26 protein-coding genes and 3 tRNA genes are annotated in these 21493 nt (G+C 69.0%); 9 read left to right on the forward strand and 20 right to left on the reverse strand.

The window, feature by feature from the left end; genetic code table 11:
- Position 1 precedes the first annotated feature (1 nt).
- The 4 genes from LVY72_RS22030 to LVY72_RS22045 all read right to left on the reverse strand — a co-directional run bounded on the left by LVY72_RS22030 (position 2) and on the right by LVY72_RS22045 (position 3093).
- Entirely contained in the window at positions 2–319 is a 318-nt protein-coding gene (locus tag LVY72_RS22030; protein WP_237826660.1) for a hypothetical protein, read from the reverse strand.
- Positions 320–408: 89 nt separating this feature from the next.
- Positions 409–1629: a sensor histidine kinase gene (locus LVY72_RS24805; RefSeq protein WP_237826662.1), complete on the reverse strand. Its 1221-nt coding sequence runs from the start codon at positions 1627–1629 to the stop codon at positions 409–411.
- Positions 1626–2294 (reverse strand): response regulator transcription factor, encoded by a 669-nt coding sequence (locus tag LVY72_RS22040; RefSeq protein WP_237826664.1) that lies wholly within the window; start codon positions 2292–2294, stop codon positions 1626–1628. The genes LVY72_RS24805 and LVY72_RS22040 overlap by 4 nt, the downstream gene beginning before the upstream one ends.
- A gap of 94 nt (positions 2295–2388) precedes the next feature.
- Positions 2389–3093 (reverse strand): TrmH family RNA methyltransferase, encoded by a 705-nt coding sequence (locus tag LVY72_RS22045; RefSeq protein WP_237826668.1) that lies wholly within the window; start codon positions 3091–3093, stop codon positions 2389–2391.
- Between the two features lie 125 nt (positions 3094–3218).
- Here LVY72_RS22045 and LVY72_RS22050 point away from each other — a divergent pair, with 125 nt between their 5' ends.
- From LVY72_RS22050 to hutH, 3 genes are all read left to right on the forward strand, one after another.
- A complete protein-coding gene (locus tag LVY72_RS22050; RefSeq protein ID WP_237826670.1) occupies positions 3219–3986 on the forward strand; it encodes an IclR family transcriptional regulator in 768 nt (255 codons plus the stop codon).
- A gap of 124 nt (positions 3987–4110) precedes the next feature.
- Complete coding sequence (gene hutU / locus LVY72_RS22055; protein WP_237826681.1) at positions 4111–5811, forward strand: urocanate hydratase; 1701 nt, start codon at positions 4111–4113, stop codon at positions 5809–5811.
- A gap of 2 nt (positions 5812–5813) precedes the next feature.
- Positions 5814–7367 (forward strand): histidine ammonia-lyase, encoded by a 1554-nt coding sequence (hutH, locus tag LVY72_RS22060; RefSeq protein ID WP_237826685.1) that lies wholly within the window; start codon positions 5814–5816, stop codon positions 7365–7367.
- 18 nt (positions 7368–7385) lie between these two features.
- Here hutH and LVY72_RS22065 read toward each other — a convergent pair whose 3' ends face one another.
- Positions 7386–8396 carry a thioesterase domain-containing protein gene (locus tag LVY72_RS22065; protein ID WP_237826687.1) on the reverse strand — a complete coding sequence of 337 codons (1011 nt, stop codon included), beginning with the start codon at positions 8394–8396 and terminating at the stop codon, positions 7386–7388.
- Positions 8397–8446: 50 nt separating this feature from the next.
- Positions 8447–9016 (reverse strand): orotate phosphoribosyltransferase, encoded by a 570-nt coding sequence (pyrE, locus tag LVY72_RS22070; RefSeq protein ID WP_237826689.1) that lies wholly within the window; start codon positions 9014–9016, stop codon positions 8447–8449.
- A 123-nt stretch (positions 9017–9139) separates the two neighbouring features.
- Between pyrE and nadE the strand changes: the two genes are divergently transcribed.
- The 4 genes from nadE to LVY72_RS22090 are packed head-to-tail and all read left to right on the forward strand — an operon-like array spanning position 9140 to position 13362.
- Positions 9140–9961, forward strand: coding sequence for an NAD(+) synthase (gene nadE / locus LVY72_RS22075; protein WP_237826691.1), 822 nt, complete (start codon positions 9140–9142; stop codon positions 9959–9961).
- 21 nt (positions 9962–9982) lie between these two features.
- Positions 9983–10786, forward strand: coding sequence for an exodeoxyribonuclease III (locus LVY72_RS22080; protein ID WP_237826693.1), 804 nt, complete (start codon positions 9983–9985; stop codon positions 10784–10786).
- A 5-nt stretch (positions 10787–10791) separates the two neighbouring features.
- The gene (locus LVY72_RS22085; RefSeq protein ID WP_237826695.1) at positions 10792–11622 is read left to right on the forward strand and encodes a DUF8083 family protein; all 831 of its coding nucleotides are present in this window, start codon (positions 10792–10794) and stop codon (positions 11620–11622) included.
- 18 nt (positions 11623–11640) lie between these two features.
- Positions 11641–13362, forward strand: coding sequence for a glycoside hydrolase family 13 protein (locus LVY72_RS22090; protein ID WP_237826697.1), 1722 nt, complete (start codon positions 11641–11643; stop codon positions 13360–13362).
- 18 nt (positions 13363–13380) lie between these two features.
- Here LVY72_RS22090 and LVY72_RS22095 read toward each other — a convergent pair whose 3' ends face one another.
- From LVY72_RS22095 to LVY72_RS22135, 9 genes are all read right to left on the reverse strand, one after another.
- Complete coding sequence (locus LVY72_RS22095; protein WP_237826701.1) at positions 13381–13995, reverse strand: hypothetical protein; 615 nt, start codon at positions 13993–13995, stop codon at positions 13381–13383.
- Entirely contained in the window at positions 13992–14594 is a 603-nt protein-coding gene (locus LVY72_RS22100) for a hypothetical protein (protein WP_237826704.1), read from the reverse strand. The genes LVY72_RS22095 and LVY72_RS22100 overlap by 4 nt, the downstream gene beginning before the upstream one ends.
- On the reverse strand, positions 14591–14917 hold the full coding sequence (locus LVY72_RS22105; RefSeq protein WP_308190860.1) for a hypothetical protein: 327 nt from the start codon (positions 14915–14917) through the stop codon (positions 14591–14593). Before LVY72_RS22105 ends, LVY72_RS22100 begins: the two co-directional genes overlap by 4 nt.
- Before the next feature lie 44 nt (positions 14918–14961).
- Positions 14962–15153: a DUF2273 domain-containing protein gene (locus tag LVY72_RS22110; RefSeq protein WP_237826710.1), complete on the reverse strand. Its 192-nt coding sequence runs from the start codon at positions 15151–15153 to the stop codon at positions 14962–14964.
- Positions 15154–15209: 56 nt separating this feature from the next.
- Complete coding sequence (locus tag LVY72_RS22115; protein WP_237826713.1) at positions 15210–15632, reverse strand: Asp23/Gls24 family envelope stress response protein; 423 nt, start codon at positions 15630–15632, stop codon at positions 15210–15212.
- A 61-nt stretch (positions 15633–15693) separates the two neighbouring features.
- Positions 15694–16227: a hypothetical protein gene (locus LVY72_RS22120; RefSeq protein WP_237826716.1), complete on the reverse strand. Its 534-nt coding sequence runs from the start codon at positions 16225–16227 to the stop codon at positions 15694–15696.
- 250 nt (positions 16228–16477) lie between these two features.
- Positions 16478–16879: an arsenate reductase ArsC gene (locus LVY72_RS22125; protein ID WP_237826719.1), complete on the reverse strand. Its 402-nt coding sequence runs from the start codon at positions 16877–16879 to the stop codon at positions 16478–16480.
- A 5-nt stretch (positions 16880–16884) separates the two neighbouring features.
- Entirely contained in the window at positions 16885–17589 is a 705-nt protein-coding gene (locus LVY72_RS22130; RefSeq protein WP_237826722.1) for an aquaporin, read from the reverse strand.
- On the reverse strand, positions 17586–17873 hold the full coding sequence (locus LVY72_RS22135; protein ID WP_443627204.1) for an ArsR/SmtB family transcription factor: 288 nt from the start codon (positions 17871–17873) through the stop codon (positions 17586–17588). Before LVY72_RS22135 ends, LVY72_RS22130 begins: the two co-directional genes overlap by 4 nt.
- Positions 17874–18020: 147 nt before the next feature.
- Between LVY72_RS22135 and LVY72_RS22140 the strand changes: the two genes are divergently transcribed.
- Entirely contained in the window at positions 18021–18437 is a 417-nt protein-coding gene (locus LVY72_RS22140; protein WP_237826728.1) for an ArsI/CadI family heavy metal resistance metalloenzyme, read from the forward strand.
- Between the two features lie 80 nt (positions 18438–18517).
- Here the strand turns inward: LVY72_RS22140 and LVY72_RS22145 are convergent, their stop codons facing one another.
- Together LVY72_RS22145 and LVY72_RS22150 are read right to left on the reverse strand one after the other, a co-directional pair.
- The gene (locus LVY72_RS22145) at positions 18518–19276 is read right to left on the reverse strand and encodes a sortase domain-containing protein (RefSeq protein WP_237826731.1); all 759 of its coding nucleotides are present in this window, start codon (positions 19274–19276) and stop codon (positions 18518–18520) included.
- A gap of 131 nt (positions 19277–19407) precedes the next feature.
- A complete protein-coding gene (locus LVY72_RS22150; protein ID WP_237826734.1) occupies positions 19408–20337 on the reverse strand; it encodes a hypothetical protein in 930 nt (309 codons plus the stop codon).
- 308 nt (positions 20338–20645) lie between these two features.
- Between LVY72_RS22150 and LVY72_RS22155 the strand changes: the two genes are divergently transcribed.
- Positions 20646–20867 carry a hypothetical protein gene (locus LVY72_RS22155; RefSeq protein ID WP_237826736.1) on the forward strand — a complete coding sequence of 74 codons (222 nt, stop codon included), beginning with the start codon at positions 20646–20648 and terminating at the stop codon, positions 20865–20867.
- Positions 20868–21017: 150 nt separating this feature from the next.
- Here LVY72_RS22155 and LVY72_RS22160 read toward each other — a convergent pair.
- The 3 genes from LVY72_RS22160 to LVY72_RS22170 all read right to left on the reverse strand — a co-directional run bounded on the left by LVY72_RS22160 (position 21018) and on the right by LVY72_RS22170 (position 21381).
- Positions 21018–21093: transfer RNA gene (locus LVY72_RS22160), tRNA-Phe, on the reverse strand.
- A gap of 57 nt (positions 21094–21150) precedes the next feature.
- Positions 21151–21224 (reverse strand) — tRNA-Asp (locus tag LVY72_RS22165).
- A gap of 84 nt (positions 21225–21308) precedes the next feature.
- A tRNA-Glu gene (locus tag LVY72_RS22170) sits at positions 21309–21381 on the reverse strand.
- Between the last annotated feature and the right edge of the window lie 112 nt (positions 21382–21493).

Here is a 21493-nt window from a genome sequence, read left to right on the forward strand (position 1 = left end):
CTCAGGATCCTTGCGAGCGCACGTCCGGGGCGCGGCCCGTTCCGGGCTGCACGGGAACCGTATGGTAACCGGCGCTGCCGCCGCCGTCGTCGTCATCCTGCGCCCCGGACGGGACGCCATCCTCGGATTGTTCATCCGATTTGGACGACGACTCCTGCTTTGCAGCTTTGTCCGAAGTCCCCGGATCCGCGGCAGCAGATTTGGCGGCGGTTTCCGCATAGACCGCACCGGTAGCGATGGCCAGCGCGCCAACGCTGCCCAGACCCAGGGCAGCCGTGACCGCAAGCGCGAGCCGCCTGCCCGATGTTCCTGCGCTCATCACCCCTCCAATCAATCCGGCGGAAGATCCGCTGGTTACTATCCTCCGCGCGGATTCTTTGAGGATTCTTGGACGCAGGTACCAGCCGGCTATGAAGACGGCTGAACCAACGGCAGGGTCACGACCACGGTTGCGCCCTGCCCCGGCCGGGCCGGCTCGATCCGGACCGTCCCGTGGTGGCGGGCCGCTATCTCGGCCACCAGCGCCAGCCCAAGCCCATAGTGGCGCTGGCTTCCGCTGTCCGAACGGGAGCTGGCAAAACGTTCGAAGGCACGGGAGGCAGCCATCGGGGCGAAGCCTTCACCGTCGTCGGACACCCGGATGACGGCGTCCCGGCCCCGGGCCGTGACCTCGACCTGGACCTTGCTGCGTGCGTGGTCCAGCGCATTGGCGATCAGCGCAGTAAACACCCGCTGCAGCGAGACCTTGGACCCCGCCACGGTCACGGCGGCCTGGTCCCCGGTCCGGACCAGTTCGAGGCCGCGGCGGGCAGCCAGCGGGCCCTGGGCAGCAACCGCCGAATCCGCTTCCGCCTGTAGCTGGACGGGTTCCGGGCTGGCGGCCTCACGGGGATCGGCGGAGATCAGCAGGTCCTCGAGGATGCCGGTCAGTTGCCGGGAGTCCTCGAGGATCTCGTCGACGCCGCCGGCAATCTCCTGCCAGTTCCCGCCGGCGGCGTCCCGGCCCAGCCTGCGGCGCAGCAGCTGTGCCCGGGTGCTCAGCAAGGTCAGGGGCGTGCGCAGTTCATGGCTCGCATCGGCCACGAAGCGCCGCTGCATGGCCAGCGCCTCCGCCATCGGCTGCATCGCACGCCGCGCCATCCATACGGCAATGAATACCGCAACGCCCACAGCCAGCAGTCCAGCCATCCCGAGGGCCAGGAGCAGCCGCCGCAGTTCCTCACGGCTTTCGTGCAAATCCACGGCCGCCTGGACCGTCATCCCCTCATGCCGGACCGTACGCACGGTGAACAGGCGCCCGCCCACATCCACCTGTTCCTCCACGGTTCCGGCTCCTGCTGACACCCTTGACATCGCCTCCCGGACCGGCAGGCCCTCGGGCATGCCGCGGGAGACCTCCAGGCGGCCCGCGTCCAGGACGGCGACAAAGACACCCGGCGGCACTTCCTTGGGCTCAGCGGCCTGGGTTGCTTCGCGGAGCGCCTGCTGCACCGATTGGGACGCAGCAGAGGCGACGATCGTGTAGACCAGGGCGCCGACCAGCGCCAGCAGCACCAGCATCAGTGCCGTGAACCGCACGGCCAGGCGTTTGACTGCCTGCCGCAGTTCGGCCTGTTCCCGTCCGTTCACCCGGTTGCGCCAAGCCGGTAGCCGATGCCGCGGACCGTGAGGACGACGTCGCGCCCCAACTTCCTGCGCAGGTAGTGGACGTAGGTGTCCACCACGCCTTCGTCGGTGGCATCGGGGAAAACGCTCAGAAGCAGGTCGTCCCGCGGGAATATCTGCGTGGGGCGGCGGGCGAAGTGTTCCAGCAGATCGCCTTCACGTTCGGACAACACCAGCACAGCCCCACTGTCCAGCGTCACGGAGCGGCCGGAAACGTCCAGCCGCCCCCCGGGGATACGCAGCACCGAAACAGTAGCCGTGCTGCGGCGGAGCACCGCCCTGAGCCGGGCGAGAAGTTCGTCGATATCGAACGGCTTGGCCAGATAGTCCTCCGCACCCCGGTCCAGCCCTTCCACCTTGTCCATGGGGTTGGCCAGGGCCGAGAGGACCAGTGCGGGTGCCAGCACACCCTTGCGGCGCAGCCGGGTCAGCACTTCCAGCCCTTCCATCACCGGCAGCCCCCGGTCAATCAGCAGGACATCGAATTCCCGGGTCAGGCCGAAATGCAGTGCCTGCTGCCCATTGTGCGCCAGGGCGACATCGTAACCCTCCTCCCGAAGCAGGCCGTCGAGCATGGCGGCCAGCCGGAGGTCGTCCTCGACCACGAGGATCCGCGGGCGATGGTCCATCACTGCAGGCTAGGATCCGGGCCGGCGGCCGGCGGAGTCAACAGACGTCATGGGAATAGATCCTAGGCATTCGGGAGCCACTTACGCAGCAGCTTCAGCCAAGCCGGTGCCCGACAGCCTGCCCGAAGACATGCCGCCGGATCCACGCATGCATGGCGATAGCCGCCGCGGCGGAGGCATTGATGGAGCGCGTCGAGCCGAACTGCGCAATGGACAGCGTGGCATCGGCCGCCTGGTGGACCTCCGGTGTCAGCCCCGGCCCCTCCTGGCCAAAGACCAGTACGCAGTTTTCCGGCAGGTCGTACGTCTCCAGCGGCACCGAATCCGGGAAGTTGTCGATCCCGATGATCCGCAGCCCCTCGCCCTGGGCCCAGGCCACGAAGTCCTCCACCGTGGGATGGTGGCGCACGTGCTGGTACCGGTCGGTGACCATCGCGCCGCGCCGGTTCCACCGCCGTCGTCCGACGATGTGCACCTCCTTGGCGAGGAAGGCATTGGCGCAGCGCACCACCGAGCCGATATTCAGGTCATGCTGCCAGTTCTCGATCGCGACGTGGAAGTTGTGCCGCCGCGCGTCCAGGTCCGCCACGATCGCTTCGTGCTTCCAGTAGCGGTACTGGTCCGTGACGTTGCGCCGGTCCCCCTTCGCCAGCAGCTCCGGATCCCAGTGGTCGCCCGCCGGGGCCGCGCCTTCCCACGGCCCGACGCCGACCTGGTGGCCGTGGTGTTCGCGGTGTTCGTCGTCTTGGACAGGTTCGACGGCGGCCTCGGTGAGTGCCCCGGTTGCGTTCGTTTCCACTCCCCAAGGCTAGCCAACGCACGGCGGCCGGAACGCCACCGGCCAACCGGGGCCGCGGGCTGTGCCAGAATTTCGGGAAAGGTCTGGAATCCCGGACCCGCCTGCTTTTTGCCCGGAGGTGCGGCATGCCCGGCTCGAAGGTCCCCGCGGCCGAACACACGCTGCGGATCCTGCGCTACATGTCCTCGCGGCGCGGCCCGGTGTCCGCCGCGGCGATTGCCACTGCCCTCGGGCTGCCGCGCTCAAGCGTGTACCACCTGCTCACAGTGATGCAGGAGAACGGTTTTGTGCTGCACCTGCCGCGGGAGCGGGTCTACGGCCTGGGCATCGCCGCCTTCGAACTGAGCTCGGCCTACGCCCGGCAGGAACCGCTGGCCCGGCTGGGCCGGCCGCTGCTGGCGGGACTGGTGGACCGGGTGGGTGAAAGCGCCCACCTGGCCGTGCTGCACGGACGGGACGTCCTCTATCTGGTGGAGGAACGGGCCAAGAACCGCCCGTCCCTGGTGACCGATGTCGGGGTCCGGCTGCCGGCGCACCTGACCGCCAGCGGGCGGGCCATCCTGGCCGCGCTGCCGGCCTCGCAGCTGCGCGCCCTCTTCCCGGACAAGGACTCCTTCACCGTCCGCCAGCCGGAGCCGGCCATCACCGGCTACGCGCAGCTGAAGTCCCATCTGGAGCAGGTGCGGCATCGTGGCTACGCCACCGAAGAGGGGGATGTGACCCCCGGCTTCGCCTCGCTGGCGGTGGCTGCGCTGGACCATGTGGGCTGGCCGGCCGCCGCCGTGGCGGTCACGTTCCTGAGCCACCGGATCGGCGCCGAACAGCGCGAGACGCTGCTGGCCGAACTGCGGTCCGCGGCGGCGGAACTCTCGCACCGCCTCTACGGCACCTGAACGCTCCGGCAAAGCCATGTTGTCTGGAATACCGGACACAACCGCGGCGAACCCCGGTGCGCCGGGGCTGCGCGGACTGTTTGATGGAGGCAGAAGTCCCACGACGCGAAAGAAGGAACGCCAAATGGCTGAGAACTTCACCCGGCATGACCTCTCCCGCAGCATCCGGGCACCGCGCGGCACCCAGCTGCGTGCCCGGAGCTGGCAGACGGAGGCCCCGCTGCGGATGCTGATGAACAACCTGGACCCGGAGGTCGCCGAGCGGCCGGAGGACCTGGTGGTCTACGGGGGCACCGGCCGCGCCGCCCGGTCCTGGGAAGCATACGACGCGATCGTGCGCACGCTGGAGACGCTGGCGGAGGACGAAACGCTGCTGGTGCAGTCCGGCAAGCCGGTGGGCGTGTTCCGGACCAACCAGTGGGCCCCGCGGGTGCTGATCGCCAACTCGAACCTGGTCGGCGACTGGGCCACCTGGCCGGAGTTCCGCCGGCTCGAGGCCGAGGGGCTGATGATGTACGGGCAGATGACTGCCGGCTCCTGGATCTACATCGGCACCCAGGGCATCCTGCAGGGCACCTTCGAGACCTTCGCCGCCGTCGCCGCCAAACGGTCCGCGGCACCAGGAGCGACACTGGCCGGCACGCTGACCCTGACCGGCGGCTGCGGCGGCATGGGCGGGGCCCAGCCGCTGGCCGTGACCCTGAACGGCGGAACCTGCCTGATCGTGGACGTGGACGAATCCCGGCTGCGCCGGCGCGAATCCAAGCGCTACCTGGACCAGGTCGAGACCGACCTGGACGCCGCGCTCGCCCAGGTGCTCGCCGCCAAGGCCGCCGGCCGGCCCCTGTCGGTGGGCTACGTGGGCAATGCCGCCGAGGTCTTCCCCGAAATCCTCCGCCGCCACCAGGCCGGCGAGCTGACCGTGGACATCGTCACGGACCAGACCAGCGCCCATGACCCGCTGAGCTACCTGCCCGAGGGCATCTCCGTCGAGGACTGGCACGCCGAGGCCGAGGCGGATCCGGTCGGCTTCACCAAAAAGGCCCAGGCCTCGATGGCCCGGCACGTGCAGGCGATGGTCGAATTCCAGGATGCCGGCGCCGAGGTCTTCGACTACGGCAACTCGATCCGCGACGAGGCCCGCAAGGGCGGCTGCGAGCGGGCCTTCGAGTTCCCCGGCTTCGTCCCGGCCTACATCCGTCCGCTGTTCTGCGAGGGCCTGGGCCCGTTCCGCTGGGTCGCCCTGTCCGGGGATCCGGAGGATATCCGGGTCACCGACGAGGCGATCAAGGACCTCTTCCCGGACAACGAGCACCTGCACCGCTGGATCGACGCCGCCGCCGAGCACGTGGAGTTCGAGGGCCTGCCGGCCCGGATCTGCTGGCTCGGCTACGGCGAGCGCCACCAGGCCGGCCTGCTGTTCAACCGGCTGGTGGCCGAGGGCAAGGTCTCGGCCCCGATCGTGATCGGCCGGGACCATCTGGACTCCGGCTCGGTCGCCTCCCCGTACCGGGAGACCGAGGCCATGGCGGACGGGTCCGACGCCATCGCCGACTGGCCGCTGCTGAACGCGCTGACCGCCGCGAGCTCCGGGGCCACCTGGGTCTCGATCCACCACGGCGGCGGCGTGGGCATCGGCCGCTCGATCCACGCCGGCCAGGTCTCCGTGGCCGACGGCACCGAGCTGGCCGCGGCGAAGCTGACCGCGCTGCTGACCAACGACCCGGGCATGGGCGTGATCCGCCATGCCGACGCCGGCTACCCCCGTGCCATCGAGGTCGCCGCCGAACGCGGCGTCCGCATCCCCATGAACGAAGGAAAGTAATCATGACGACGGCGCAACTCGCCACCGTGGTACTGGACACCGCCGGCACCACCGCCGACGACGTCATTGCCGTGGCCCGCCACGGCGCCCGGGTGGAACTCTCCCCCGGGGCCCGCGAAGAGGTGGCCCGGGTCCGGGCGCACGTGGACGCGCTGGCCCGGTCAGACACCCCGGTCTACGGCATTTCCACCGGCTTCGGCGCCCTGGCCACCCGGCACATCCCGGCGGACCACCGCACCCAGCTGCAGAAGTCCCTGATCCGCTCGCACGCCGCCGGGATGGGCCCGGCGGTGGAGCGCGAGGTGGTCCGCGCCCTGATGTTCCTGCGCGCCAAGACCCTGGCCTCGGGCCGCACCGGCATCCGGCCGGAGGTGCTCGAGACCCTGATCGCCCTGCTCAACGCGGGCATCACCCCGGTGGTGCACGAGTACGGTTCGCTCGGCTGCTCCGGGGACCTGGCCCCGCTCTCGCACTGTGCCCTGGTGCTGATGGGCGAGGGCCGGGCCACCGGGCCCGACGGCGCCGAGCGCCCGGTGCCCGAACTGCTGGCCGAGGCCGGCATCGAGCCGGTGGTGCTGGCCGAGAAGGAAGGCCTGGCCCTGGTCAACGGCACCGACGGGATGCTCGGCCAGCTGGTCATGGCGATCGCGGACCTGCGCGGCCTGCTCACCGTCGCGGACATCACCGCTGCGATGAGCGTGGAGGCGCTGCTGGGCACGGACCAGGTCTTCCGGCCCGAACTGCACGCTCCGCTGCGCCCGCACCCGGGCCAGGCCGCCAGCGCGGACACCATGCTGCGCGTGCTGGCCCACTCCCCGATCGTCGCCTCGCACCGGGAAGGGGACACCCGGGTCCAGGACGCCTACTCGCTGCGCTGCGCCCCGCAGGTGGCCGGCGCCGCCCGGGACACCGTGGAGTACGCCGCCACCGTGGCCGCGCGCGAACTGGCCGCGGCGATCGACAATCCGGTGGTGCTGCCCGACGGCACGGTCACCTCCAACGGCAACTTCCACGGCGCCCCGGTGGCCTACGTGCTGGACTTCCTGGCCATCGTGGCCGCCGACGTCGCCTCGATCGCCGAACGCCGCACCGACCGGCTGCTGGATCCGGCCCGCTCGCACGGCCTGCCGCCGTTCCTGGCCGACGACCCGGGCGTGGACTCGGGCCTGATGATCGCCCAGTACACCCAGGCCGGACTGGTTTCGGAGAACAAGCGGCTGGCCGTACCGGCCAGCGTGGACTCGATCCCGAGCTCGGCGATGCAGGAGGACCACGTGTCCATGGGCTGGCACGCGGCCCGCAAGCTGCGCACCGCCGTCGCCAACCTGCGCCGGGTGCTGGCGATCGAGCTGGTGGCCGCCGCCCGTGGCATCGAACTGCGCGCCCCGCTGCAGCCGGGTCCGGCCACCGCCGCCGCGCTGGCCGCACTGCGCGGACGGGTCGGCGGCCCGGGGCCGGACCGCTTCCTGGCGCCGGATCTGGCCGCAGCGGAGGAGCTGATTGCCGACGGCGCGCTGCGCACCGCCGTCGAACACGTCACCGGGCCGCTGGGCTGACGCCGGCCTCCGCCGGCCTTAAACCGGCCGGCGCAGGCCGCCGATGGACGGCAGCGGGAAGTGGGTGTCCTCCAAGGTCTCGATCAGCGGCTGGTAGACGGCGGGGTTCCACTGCGGGCTCGCATGCGCCGGCAGTGCCCCGGCCGTCACCAGCTCATTGGTCAGGAAATGCTCCTTGAAATTGACCAGCCAGCTGCGCCGGGCGGTGTTGTAATTCACCGTCTTGTCCGCCGGATTGCCCATCCAGGCAAGCTTGGTCCGGCCCAGCTGCGAGGCGAAGCCGCGGCCCTCGAAATGGTAGATGTAGGCGGACTCGGACTGGATCAGCGCGCTGGACACCGCCAGCGGGGACAGCTGTTCCATGCTCTGCTCGATGACCGTCCGCCAGCTGCGCTCGTGCTTGTTGACGATCCGTTCACCCAGCTCGTAGCCCCCGCGCAGCACGCTGGGCACCTGGTAGCCGGCCTCGTAGCTGAGCACCACGCCCTCGAACATGGTCCGGTCCAGCACGTCAAAGCGGCTGTACGGGGTGGAATCCATCAGGATCAGCTCCACGCCGATGCCCTTGGCCCGCAGCCGGGCCGCCATTTCCACCGCCACCATGCCGCCGAAGCTGTGCCCGTAGAAGTAGAGCCGTTCCAGGCCCTGCTCCTCGACATGGCGCTGGAGCACCCGGGCCAGCTGCGCCAGGTCCAGTCCGCGGTTGGAATAGCCCGCCACCGCCAGCTGGCCGCGCCGGGTCAGCGCAGGGCGCAGCGAATTCAGGATCCACAGCCCCTCTTCCCAGCTGGTCTTGTAGCCGGGGAAGAGCACCCAGCTGCTGAGCGGGAACCGTTGGCGCGCCGCCTCGTCCTCCAGCACCAGGATGCGCGGGTCCGAGCGCTCCGCCTGCAGCCTGCGGGTGGCCAGCAGGTCCGCGCTGGTGGCCAGGGCGAAAGCGGACGCGATCAGGAAACTGCGCCGGGACACCTGGTGCAGCCCGCTGGCCATGCGCAGCTGGCGGACGGCCTCATGATCCGGAAAATCCATACCGATACGGCCTCAGGCAGCGGCCGGCGCGGCCGGCCGGAATCCGGAGCCTAGTCCAGGCCCAGTTCGTCCTTGCCAAAGGCGAACAGGTAGGGCACGCCGGCCTCCTGCTCGATGCGTTCCTTGGCCCCGGTGTTCCGGTCCACGATGACCGCCACGGCCTGGACGTTGCCGCCGGCCTTGCGCACGCCGTCGACGGCGGCCAGCGCCGACCCGCCGGTGGTCGAGGTGTCCTCCAGGACGACGACGGGCCGGCCGCTGACGTCCGGACCTTCCACCTGGCGGCCCATGCCGTAGGACTTCTGCGCCTTGCGCACCACGAACGCGTCGACGGCGCGGCCGGCGTCGCCGGCGGCGTGCATCAGCGCGGTGCCCACCGGATCGGCACCCATGGTCAGGCCGCCGGCCGCCTCGCAGCCGATGCCTGCCTCGTCGAGCATGGCCAGCATGACCTGCCCGACCAGGCGGGAGGCCTCGTGGTGCAGCGTGATGCGGCGCAGGTCGATGTAGTAGTCCGCTTCGGCGCCGCTGGAGAGGATCACCCTGCCCCGCACGACGGCGAGTTCCTTGATCAGTTCCAGCAGGCGGGCACGGGCGGAGGCGGTGTCGAGGACGGTCATGGTCTCGATTCTAGTTGGCCGGTGGCGTCCGGGGAGCTTTGCCCAGCGCTCGTCCCGCAAAATCCGGTCCGGCGGCCTGCCCGTGGAACCCATTTGAAACCAGCCGGTAGTAGGCTGATGCGCATGCGCGAACTCCAGGCCACCATCATTGAAGAAATGGGTGTGAAGCCCGCCATCGATCCGGCCCAGGAAGTGGCCAAGCGGGTCGCGTTCCTCAAGGCCTACCTCAAGGCCACCGGCACCCAGGGATTCGTGCTGGGCATCAGCGGCGGCATCGATTCGACGCTGGCCGGCAAGCTGGCGCAGCTGGCCGTGGAGGAGCTCGCCGCCGAAGGCATCGACGCCGGCTTCGTCGCCGTGCGCCTGCCCTACAAGGTCCAGCACGACGAGGCGGACGCCCAGGCCGCGCTGGAGTTCATCCGGCCCAAGACGGTCCAGACCTTCAACATCGGCCCGGCCGTGGACGGCTTCGAGTCCGAATTCGCCGGCACCACCGGCCGGGAGCTCTCCGACTTCGGCAAGGGCAACGTCAAGGCCCGGTCCCGGATGATCGCCCAGTATGCGCTGGCCGGGGAGCACAACTACCTGGTCATCGGCACCGACCACGGGGCCGAGTCCGTCACCGGCTTCTTCACCAAGTACGGCGACGGCGGGGTGGACGTCCTGCCGCTGTTCGGCCTGAACAAGCGGCAGAACCGGCAGCTGCTGGCCTACCTCGGCGCGCACGACGCACTGCATGCCAAGGTGCCCACCGCGGACCTGCTGGATCACCGGCCCGGGCGCACGGACGAGGACGAGCTGGGGCTGAAGTACGACCAGATCGACGACTACCTCGAAGGCCGGCAGGTGCCGGACGAGGTGGCCGCGGCAATCGAGCAGAAGTATTTGCGCACCCGGCACAAGCGCACCGTGCCGGTGAGCATCTTCGACAAATGGTGGCAGTAGCTATTCGGTAACCTAGGCACTGTGAAGATTGCTACCTGGAATGTGAACTCCATCCGTGCCCGTGCCGACCGGGTCGAAGCCTGGCTGCAGCGCTCCGACGTCGATGTGCTGGCCATCCAGGAAACCAAGGCCAAGGATGAGAACTTTCCCTGGGAGCTCTTCGAGAAGAACGACTACGAGGTGGCCCACTTCGGCCTGAGCCAGTGGAACGGCGTCGCGATCGCCTCGCGGGTGGGGCTCGACGACGTCGAACGCACCTTCGTGGGCCAGCCGCCGTTCGGCAAGAGCGGGCTGAACCCGGTCGCGGAGGCGCGCGCCATCGGCGCCACCTGCGGCGGGATGCGCGTCTGGAGCCTGTACGTACCCAATGGCCGGGCCCTGGACGATGAGCACATGCCCTACAAGCTGGCGTGGCTGGACGGACTGCGGAGCCAGGCCCGGAGCTGGCTGGACGCGAACCCGCAGGCGCAGATCGCGCTGATGGGCGACTGGAACATCGCCCCGCAGGACGACGACGTCTGGGACATCGAGTTCTTCCGGCGCGAGGGGCTCACCCACGTGAGCGAACCCGAGCGGGCCGCCTTCCGGGCGATCGAGGAGGCGGGCTTCGCCGACGTCGTCCGGCTCCACAACCCCGGCCCCGGCGTGTACACCTACTGGGACTACACCCAGCTGCGCTTCCCCAAGAAGGAAGGCATGCGGATCGACTTCGTGCTGGCCTCCCCCGCCCTGGCGGCCCGGGTCACCGGGGCCGTGATCGACCGGGACGAACGCAAGGGAAAGGGCGCCTCGGACCACGCACCCGTGATCGTGGAACTGGACTAGCCACCATGACTGGGAGATTCCCGTACGTCTCCTTCCTGCGGATCTACGAGCCGCTGGACGCCTTCGACGACCAGCAGCAGCTGCTCATCCTGGCCCAGCGCGGCAGGGACCGGGAAGCCACCGAACAGCTGGACCGCAGCGAGTCGCTGCGGCGGATCACCCGCCCGGTCTCGGATCCGTTCCCGCATGACGGCCAGGACATCGTGCGGGTGCTGCGCTACCCGTCCGCCGAGGGACTGAGCACCCCGTACTACTGCCCCAACCAGCTCGCGGTGCGCAGCACGCTGGCCGCCGAATCCCTGACCCAGAACCTGCGCAACCCGCTGCTGGGACTGCTGGTGCCCGATGCCGCGCGGGTGGCCCAGCAGGAGCGGCTGGACCCGGACAGCTTCGCCGAGTCGCTGTCCAAGCTGCATACCCGCAGCGCCACCTGGGGCATCCCGTTCGGCTGGTTCGTGCTGTTCCGGGAGGATGACCGGATCGAGGTGGTCGAGGACGACGGCGGCATCGAAACCGTGCGGCTGGCCGCGCCGATCTCCCAGTGCATCGACCGGGCCCGCTACGCCGCGGCCTCGCTGGCGATCGCCGCCCCCGGACTGGACCTGCTCGAGGAGCTCACCGAAATCACCGAGTGGCTCGAGACCTTCTCGCTCGCCGGCATCGTGGAACTGGACTACGGGGAGCTGGCCCACCTGGTCTTCCCGGACGATTCCCCCGGCGATGTGCGCGCCGGCATCGAATGCCTGGTCGAAGGCGACATGACCGGCGCGGCGGCGGCCTACCGCCGGCTGGCCGCACGCTGGATCAAGATCCGGCAACTGGCCCGGGCCTCCTGACCTTGCCAGAATGAAGGCATGTCCACTGCACAGACAGGATTTGGCAACGTGGCCGGCCGGACTTCGCGTCAGCCCTGGTGGCGGGACGCGGTGGTCTACCAGATCTACCCGCGCTCCTTCGCGGACGCCAACGGGGACGGCATGGGGGACCTGGCCGGCATCAGCGCGAAACTGCCCTACCTGAAGAACCTGGGCGTGGACGCCCTCTGGCTCAGCCCGTTCTATGCCTCCCCGCAGGCCGACGCCGGCTACGACGTCGCGGACTACCGCGCGGTGGATCCGCTCTTCGGCAGCCTGGCGGACTTCGACGGCCTGCTGGCAAGGGCCCACGAACTGGGACTGAAACTGATCGTGGACCTGGTCCCGAACCATACCTCGGACGAGCACGTGTGGTTCCGGCAGGCGCGCACCGCCGCCCCGGGCTCGCCCGAACGGGCCCGCTACATCTTCCGCGACGGCAGGGGCCGGGGCGGGGCGCAGCCGCCAAACAACTGGCAGTCGGTGTTCGGCGGCAGCGCCTGGACCCGGCTCGCCGGGCCGGACGGCCGCCCCGGCCAGTGGTACCTGCACCTGTTCGACACCCGCCAGCCGGACCTGAACTGGGACAACCCCGAGGTCCGCGCGGAGATAGTCTCCGTGCTGCGGTTCTGGCTGGACCGCGGCGTGGACGGCTTCCGGGTGGATGTGGCCCACGGGCTGGTCAAGGCCGCGGGGCTGCCGGACTGGTCCGCCCGCTCCGCCATGGTGGCCGGCAGCGCGCTGGACAACCGGGAAAACCCCGTGCCCGCCGCGCCGCCGTACTTCGACCAGGACGGCGTGCACGAGATCTTCCGGCAATGGCACCGCGTGCTGGCCGAATACCCCGGGGACCGGATGATGGTGGCCGAGGCGTGGGTGGAGCCGGCCGAGAGGCTCTTTGCCTATGTGCGCCCGGACGAAATGCAGCAGGCCTTCAACTTCGGCTACCTGCTGGCCGGCTGGGACGCGGTGCGGATGAGCCGGAGCATCGACGAGTCCCTGCTGGCCGCCGCCACGGTTGGCGCGCCCGGCACCTGGGTGCTCTCCAACCACGACACCGTGCGGCACACCTCCCGGTTCGGGCTGTCGGATCCCACCAGCTACCCGAAGGGCATCGGCGCCGAGGACGAACAGCCCGACGAAGAGCTCGGCCTGGCCCGGGCCCGCACCGCCGCGCTGGTCATGCTCGCACTGCCCGGCTCCGCGTACATCTACCAGGGCGAGGAACTCGGCCTGCCCGAGCACACCACGCTGCCGGCCGAGGCCCGGCAGGATCCCAGCTTTTTCCGCACCGGCGGCGCCGAACGCGGCCGGGACGGTTCCCGGGTGCCGCTGCCGTGGCGGGCCGCGGACCGCGGCTACGGCTGGGGCTCGTCCCGGCACGCACCCTGGCTGCCGCAGCCGGCCAGCTTTGCGCGCTACGCCGCGGACCGGCAGGTGGGAGTAGACGGTTCCACCTACGAGTTCTACCGCCACGCCCTGCGGCTGCGCGCCGGCCACGGCCTGGGCCACGGCAGCCTGGTCTGGAGCGACGCACACAACCCGGCGGCCGGAATCCTGTCCTACCACAACCACTCGCTGCTGGTGCTGGCCAACATGGGCAAGGGGCCGGTGCCGCTGCCGGCCGGCTACCGGGTGGTGCTGGCCTCCGGCCCCGGCACGGCAGACGGCGGCGTGCTGGCCGCGGACGCGGCGGTCTGGCTGCTGCCCAACGGCAGTTAGGTTGGTTATCCGGCGCGCTCAGTGCACGCGGTGGTCGGCGCGGACCAGCCGGGAGCGGGCGCCGGCGCCGATGCTGAGCACCACCGGCGGGTCGAAACCCACCACCTGGTCCAGTGCCTCGACCAGCTCCATGATGTCCGCAGCCACCGCCTGCGGGGCCACGCCCGGCCGCGGCAGCACCCGCAGCCGCAGTCCCGGCACGCGGCGGTATTCGTAGGCTGCGACCGACGCATGCAGGATGTTGGGGCGTTCATGCAGCGCCGCCTTGAGCGCCTGCTCGGCCACCTCGCTGCCCAGCGACACGATGCCGGGCGCGCCGTCGCCGTCGTAATCCACCACCACGGTACCCAGGCGGCCGCTGCCCTGCTGGACGGTCCAGCCCAGCAGCAGCAGGAGGACCACCACCAGCCCGCCGGCGGCCGCCAGCCACACCCAGCTGCCGGGTTGGCCGGGCAGCGTGGTGTCCGCCAGCAGTTGGTCCAGCCGATTCCCCGCCTCCGCCGTGGCCGACCGCCACCAGCGGGCTACCGGTTCGAAGACCGCGAGCGCCACCACCAGCGCGCCGGCGGCCATCAGCGCCAGCCCGCAGACGGCCAGCACCACCCGGTTGAGCGCGCGCGGGGTCTGGTTCACTGCCCCACCACCCCGGAGGCGGAGACCCGCACGGTCACCAGCGGCACCGGCTCGATCCCGGTGCGTGCCAGTTCGTCCTCGACCGCGGCCTGGATGGCCACCTCGCTGACCGGCCTGCCCGAAGTGGGCCGCAACTGGACCTCGACCGTGCTGCGGGTGACGGTCACCAGCACCTGTTCACGGGTCACATTCGCGGCCAGCCGGGCCCGCCGGGCCAGGGCGGCGGCGATGACCTCGTCATCGACCACCACGATCCCGCGCCGGCTGGGGAGCAGGTGGCGGTGCAGCCGGCCGGGCAACACGCCCTGCAGGAAAAAGACCAGTCCGGCCAGCAGGATCAGGGTTCCGGACGCGCCCAGAACCAGCGGGCTGGCATTGTCCGGCAGCTGGTTTAGCCAGGCGGCGAAGCCCCGCGGGTCCAGCAGCCAGGGCGGCTGGCCGATGGCTTCGAGCAGCACTTCCAGCAGCACGTACAGGCACAGCGCCGCCAGCAGGAAGGCCAGAATGAGGGAGGCCGGCGCCCGGGAGCTGTGCATTTCGCGCCGCACCAGGCCGGCCCGCAGGCTGTCCCGCGCCGTGTCGTCCCTGAGCTGGGTCACCGCACCCGGCCCCCTTCCCGGATCCGCACGCCCGTGACCCGGATGTCCACGCGGCTCAGCGCCGAACCGCTCAGCTGCGCGATCCGGTCCAGGATCCGGCCCTTGGCGGCCTGCAGCCGCTCCCGAACGGTCCCGTCGAAGCCGGCCACAAGGCGCGGATCCGCCACCACCCGGTCCAGGGCCGGAATGCCCAGCGGCAGCGACAGGGCCAGGGCCAGCGAGCCATTGTCATCCCGCCAGGCGGCACGGACCAGTTCCGGCGCGACGCCCAGCACCTCGCCGGCCACCCCCTGCGCGGTGCTGGTCAGGGCCTGGGTGCTCACGCGGGTGTGGCCGGTTAGGCTCCGGCCCGCGTCCGTGCCGCCGCTCATGAAGAGGAACGCCGCCCGGTCAGAGCGTCGCGGATGCCGCGCAGGTCCAGCTTGCCCTCGGCCGCCCGGCCGCACAGGGCCCCGGCGGCCAGGAAGACGAGCATGATCAGGAACCCCCAGAACCGGTAGCTGAGCGTGGCCCAGGCCAGGACCGCTCCGGCTGCCATTCCCACCACTGTGTAGCTCATCCAAGCCTCGCTTCCCCGCCCTGTGGAGCGTTCCTGCGGCCAGCCACCGGCGCGTCTCACGGCGCGGGCGTCCGGGCCGGCTTCTCCACCGCCCGGGCCTCGCTGAGCCCGGGCAGATGGACATCGTTGATCTCCACGTTGACCTCGATGACTTCCAGGCCTACCAGGTCCTCGACGGCCTGGTAGACGGCGGCGCGGACCCGGGCGGCCAGGTCCTGCAGCGGCTCGCCGTACAACGCCACCAGGCTCACGTCCACGGCCACCTGGGTCTGGCCGACCTCCACGCGCACACCCTGGTTCTGCTCGCCGCCGCCGACCGCATCCCGCAGGGCGCTCAGGGCCCGGGCACTGCCGGCACCCAGCGCGAAAACCCCGGGTACGGCGCGCGCCGCGATCGCGGCCACCTTGGCCACGGCGGTCTCGGCAATAACGGTGCGGCCGGGGGCCGGCAGCGCACCCGGTCCAGCTGGTTCTTCCATCTCGGTCCCCCGTGTCGGCCGGTCGCAGTGGTTCCTTGTGTTCTCCTGCTGCCAGCCTACTTCAGCTTGCGCAATTAGCCGCCAGCCAGTCCTGGATCGGTTCCACGGCATCGAGGAAGGCCTCGTCGTCGAACTCCTCGTTGGCGTTGTTCTTGGCGAGCACCTTTTCGAGGTGGGCGAAATCCTTCTCCAGCGCCCGCGGAACCCGGTTGCGCGTCTTGGCTACCTGGGCCTCGAGATCGGCCAGCTCTTCTTGATCCACTTCGGTCAGGAAACTCAGCGGCACCAGCAGCAGCACGGCCACGTTGGCGGCCACGGCCACGCAGGCCTCCTGCCGGCCCGAATAGCTGCCCCATTGCGCGCTGCGGCTCATGGATTTGCCCGGCTGCGGCGTCTGGCTGCCGGGCTCCTGCGGCCGCGCGGCCGGGCCGGTTCCGCCCGCGGTAGCCGGCGGGACAGCTGCCGGCGGGGGTGTGGCGGCCGTCGCCGAGGCGCCGGACGTGGCGTCCGGGCCGGGAACTGCCGGCGGGCTGCAGGAGGTAAGTGCCAGGACCGCCGCTGCGGCCACCGTGGCAACCTGGAAACAGACGTGCACCGGACTCCCTTCGACTACCCCGCCTATCCTCGGCTGAAAGCTCCATTCCAGCGTATACCGGCCCCTCGTGCCGCAGACAGGCAAAAACGGCCCAACGGCAACAAGCACAGGGTAATAGCAGCAAAGTCCCAGCCTGCTCCCAGCCTCAGGCAAGTCCTCCCCCTACCCCTGAAACTTGGGCGGGATAGATGCTGTTATCAGGCTCGATAACAGCATCTATCCCGCCCAAGTTTCAACGGGGGGTGCGGGGTCAGCCGGCCAGTTCCTCGATCAGCGCCTGGACGCGCTTCTTGATGTCGTCCCGGACACCGCGGACCATGTCCAGGTCCCGGCCGGCCGGGTCCTCGAGGGCCCAGTCTTCGTACCGCTTGCCGGGGAAGACCGGGCAGGTGTCGCCGCAGCCCATGGTGATGACGACGTCGGATTCCTGCACGGCCCCGGTGGTGAGGATCTGCGGCACCGCCTGGCTGATGTCGATACCCTCCTCGGCCATGGCCTGCACGGCCACCGGGTTGACCTTGTCGCCCGGTTCGGAACCGGCGGACAGCACAGTGATGCGGTCCCCGGCCAGCTGCCGCAGGTAGCCGGCGGCCATCTGGGAGCGCCCGGCGTTGTGCACGCAGACAAAAAGGACGGTGGGCTGGCTGGTCATCGGGATCATCCTTCGGTGCTGTTTTCGGTGGTCATTTCGGCCGCCGCCTGGGCGGCCCGGGGGTAGAGCAGGCGGATGAGCACGGCCGCGAGGATCCCGCCGGCCAGCTGCATGGCCACAAAGGGCAGGACCGAGGCCGGGGCGATGCCGGCGAAGGTGTCGGAGAACATCCGCGCCACGGTGACCGCGGGGTTGGCGAAGCTGGTGGAACTGGTGAACCAGTAGGCCGCGGCGATATACCCGCCGACCGCGAAGGCGATCATGTCCTTGCGCCCGGCGCGGGCGGCCCCGAAGATCATCAGCAGCAGCCCGGCCGTGGCCACGGCCTCGGCCAGCCACAGCCCGGGCCCGGTGCGCTGGTTGGCCGAGATGGTGACGGCGGGCAGGTCGAACATCAGGTTCGCCAGCACGGTGCCCAGGATTCCCCCGGCGACCTGGGCGGCGATCAGCGCCCCGGCTTCCCGCCAGCCGATGACCCCGAGCCAGCGCTCGGCGAGAGTGACCACCGGGTTGAAGGCGGCCGAGACAGGCTGCAGGGCGATGATCAGCGCCACCAGGACGGCGCCGGTGGCCAGGCTGTTTTCCAACAACTGCAGTCCCGTGTCCTCCGGGGAGAGCCGGGAGGCGGCAATGCCCGAGCCCACCACGGTGGCCACCAGCAGGGCGGTTCCGATCAGTTCGGCCAGGGAGCGCCGTGCCAGGCCGCTCATGCGCCGGCGCTGGAGATCAGCTTGCCCAGCGAGTCCAGCACGTTCGCCTCCACCTTGTAGTAGACCCAGACACCGCGCTTGCTGCGCTCCAGCAGTCCGCTCTGGTGCAGCACCTTCAGGTGGTGGCTGATCGTGGGCTGGGACAGGTCAAAGGCCTCATTCAGGTCGCACACGCAGGCCTCCCCACCCTCGTGCGAGGCCACGAGCGAGAGCAGCCGCAGCCGGACCGGATCGGCCAGGGCTTTCAGCAGCGGGGCTACCCGCTCGGCCTGGGCCGCAGCCATCGGTTCCCGCGTCAGCGGGGCGCAGCAGGCCACCGTTTCGACCGGGGTCAGTTCAAGTAGGGATTTCGACACACATGAATATTGACATACATCAATATTCGGTGGCAATCTCGAGACATAGACAACCATCTATTTATAGGAGGTCCCATGTCCCGCCTGCAGCTTGCCCTCAACGTCGACGACCTTGAGCAGTCGGTCGCGTTCTACAGCCGGCTCTTCGGCACCGAGCCGGCCAAGCGCCGTCCCGGCTACGCCAACTTCGCCGTGGCCGAACCGCCACTCAAGCTCGTCCTCATCGAGAACCCCGGCAAGGGTGGATCGCTCAATCACCTGGGTGTGGAGGTCCAGGACACCGATACCGTCGATACCGAGCAGGCCCGGCTCGCAGAACACGGGTTCGCCACCGTGGACGAGCGGCGGACCACCTGCTGCTACGCGAAGCAGGACAAGTTCTGGGTACAGAACACCCCCAACGGCGAACAGTGGGAGATCTACACCGTCCTGGCCGACAGCCCCACGTTCTCCGCAGCCCAAGGCGAAGCCCAGGGCTGCTGCACCACCTAGGCACCCCGGCAACCGCCTGCTGCTGACCCCGACCACGACCTACGAGGCCACCATGGCTCGTTGACGGCCAAAAATTGGGGTTAGGCCGCAGGTAAGGCGGAGACGACGACGTTCTTTCCCCAAGGGTCTTCTGTGTAACAACTGATCAGTACGACCTTGTTTGGCACGACCCGCCAGATATCGCTATTCACAAGAGTGTTTTTGTCATGCGTGGCGACCGATACAACTTCGTATTTGATTTTCCCGGAACCTGTTGTCAGGACGAAGGTGTCGCCAACCTTTACCAAGGTGCTGAGTCTGTTGAACGGAGCATCCTGGTTGATCCCACTGTGGCCAATGATGTAGGTGGTATTGACCGAGCCTTTCCCGGGAATGCCATAAGAGGTTAGCCAGTAGGCGTCGAATGTCATGGGGGGCACAATCGAATGGCCAGCCACATCGCTTCCCGTCGGGGTCAGCGGCAGCACCGGCATGTCAATCCCGGCAGAAGCGACGGTAAGGTGAAGCGGGGCCGAGGCCGGGGGCTGGCTAGGCCTTTTCGCGGTCGAGCTGGTCTGGGTGCTTGGCGCAGGGGGTTGTGACCGAGCGGTAACCAGTGCCGCAGCCTTCGGCACAGAAGCGGCCGGCACATGGGTGGCTGCCGCTGGGCTGGAGGACGGGCCCGGCGGAACGAGGTAGAGGCCCGAGCTTCCCCCGAGGAAAAGCGCCGCCAGAAGTGCCGTCAGAAGTGAGGCTAGGACGAACAGACGAGGATGGAATCGCCATCCGGTTTTTTGCGTACCGGCCGTATTTTTCGGAGAACGTCCTGCGGCTTCTGTCGGTTCTTCAAGATCGTCCATGCTGCTTCACCTGGTCCGGATTTGCTTTGTAGGGAGTGAGACCCGGTCTGGGCCACCGGTACGTGGGTTTGGGGGCTGAAACGTCGGCGCTTCCCCTGACGAGTGGCCAGGGGAAGCGCCGACTGGAGGAACTAGTTGCTGCCGCTGGTACGACGCAGGCGTGCAACTGCACCGAGAGCAAGCATGAGCCCGCTCAAAGCCAAAGCGATGGGTCCCGCCGGCGTCTGCGCGGTGTCAGCTCTTGCGACCGCCGTCTGCACATTCATCCCTTGGTTCATCACCGCGCCCACCTCGGCGACAGCTACGGTACGTTCAGCGCCGCCAGAACCGGACTCGGCATGCGAACCGTGGTCCTTGTCGCCGTGGTCGTGATCCTTGCCGTGGTCCTTATCGCCGTGGTCGTGATCCTTCCCATGGTCCTTATCGCCGTGGTCGTGGCCCTTGCCGTGGTCGTCACAATCGTCCCGGTCGTGGCCCCAGCCGTGGCCCTTGTCACCGCGGTCATGGCCCTTGCCATGGTCCTTGTCACCGCGGTCATGGCCCTTGCCATGGTCCTTGTCACCGCGGTCATGGCCCCAGCCGTGGCCCTTGTCACCGCGGTCATGGCCCTTGCCATGGTCGTGGCCCTTGCCGCCATCGGCCGGAGTGCCGGTATCGCCGCCGTTGCCGCCATCGGCCGGAGTGCCGGTATCGCCGCCGTTGCCGCCGTCGGCCGGAGTGCCGGTATCGCCGCCGTTGCCGCCGTCGGCCGGAGTGCCGGTATCGCCGCCGTTGCCGTTGCCGCCATTGCCGTAACCGTTACCGCCGCCGTTGCCGTTGCCGTTGCCGCCATTGCCGTAACCGTTACCGCCGCCGTTGCCGTTGCCGTTGCCGTTACCGCCGCCGTTGCCCCCATTTCCAGCAGGCGGAACATGGCGGGCTGATGAATTTATCTGGGTCGCGTCGGCTGTTTTCCCTGTCTGGCTCTGGTCCGTGGCAGCAGAAGCTGCACTTACTCCGCTGGCTAACAACCCGGACAGCAAAACGGCGCTGCAAGCGCCTCGAACTACGTATTTGCTCAAAATCGCCTCCTGGGGGTGTTCCTTGGGATGTCGATACGTTTCACGCTAGGGAGCGGAGCAGGAGGGAACATGCGTATCGGCTACGCGAAATAACTACGGTCTACTCGAATGACCCGACTTTTCGAACGGCGCATACTCTATGTGACCGGCTCGTCCGGCCGGCCTGCGTCCTGTGCCGGTGATGTCCCTTTTCGTTCCCCGTGGCGGTACGGGGAGAGCCCCTTCCTTCCGCGTGGAACAGCGATGCCAATCGCCGTATTCACGCGTATTTGAAAGAAGGGGCTCGTCTTGAAGTCTTCAGGGAGTTCATGGAAATTCTAGCGACCTATGGTTTGGCTTTGTCCTACCTGGCCACCGCGGAGGTCTGCGGTGTCTCGCATCACACCATCCGGGCGCAGGTGAAGGCCAGTGACGAGGGCCGCGGAGCCCCAGCGCCGCGGCGGGTCGGGGACCGATGCATCATTCTTGGGTGGATCGGTTCCGGATCCGTCGAGCAAAGTGCCTTCACCGATCCCTCCACGCCTGCATGATACGTCGAGCACACAACGCGAAGTCAGGGATCGACGCGGGCCGCCGAGGTCACGGGGCAGCGGCTCGAACGGCTGATCTGAATGTGCGGGGTTTATGCGGGGTGGCGGACTGTTAAAAACAGAAACCCCCGGCGGACCGGGGGTTCTAGGTGGTGGCTCCGACCGGCGTCGATCCGGTGACCTTTCGATTTTCAGTCGAACGCTCTACCAACTGAGCTACAGAGCCGTGGGAACATCTGGCGATGATCACCGTTGGCTTCCCGGATGCTCCAGGAAGCTACAGCGACCCTGACGGGACTTGAACCCGCGACCTCCGCCGTGACAGGGCGGCGCGCTAACCAACTGCGCTACAGGGCCTTGCTTTGCACGAGAATCCATCTTAGCAGGCTTTTCAGGAGCTTTTGACCACTCCATCCCGGCCTGGGAATAAATTCCCCTGCGTACCCCCAACGGGATTCGAACCCGTGCCGCCGCCGTGAAAGGGCGGTGTCCTAGGCCGCTAGACGATGGGGGCCTTGTTCGCTTCGGGTTGTCTCCGCTGCGGACTCATAAAACTATAGGGCCTCGGCTGGAAAATTCCAAAATCAGCCGGCGGCCGCCTCCGCAGGACGCAGGACGTGCCGCCG

Source organism: Arthrobacter hankyongi, assembly GCF_022012395.1.
In the GTDB taxonomy this organism is placed as follows: domain Bacteria; phylum Actinomycetota; class Actinomycetes; order Actinomycetales; family Micrococcaceae; genus Crystallibacter; species Crystallibacter hankyongi.